At 59.7% G+C, this 295-nt stretch carries 1 protein-coding gene; it reads left to right on the plus strand.

Features of this window, described 5'->3' with window-relative positions; all coding sequences use genetic code 11:
* Positions 1-295: YqhA family protein (locus tag QSV46_RS39350; RefSeq protein ID WP_314964038.1), on the plus strand; the 295-nt coding region annotated here is incomplete at both ends.

Raw genomic sequence — 295 nt, forward strand, 5'->3', positions numbered from 1 at the left:
TCTGAAGGAGTTGTGGCACCTGTTCGCCCACGCCTTCGATTTCAGCGAGCAGCAGATCATGCTGGCGGTCCTCGGCCTGATCGACGTGGTGATGATTTCGAACCTGCTGGTGATGGTCATCGTCGGCGGCTACGAGACGTTCGTCTCCCGTCTCAATCTGGAAGGACATCCCGACCAGCCGGAATGGCTCAGCCACGTCAACGCCAGCGTGCTCAAGATCAAGCTGGCGATGGCCATCATCGGCATCTCGTCGATCCATCTGTTGCGCACCTTCATCGAGGCCGGAGGGTTGGCC

It is taken from the genome of Bradyrhizobium cosmicum (genome assembly GCF_032290525.1).
In the GTDB taxonomy this organism is placed as follows: domain Bacteria; phylum Pseudomonadota; class Alphaproteobacteria; order Rhizobiales; family Xanthobacteraceae; genus Bradyrhizobium; species Bradyrhizobium cosmicum_A.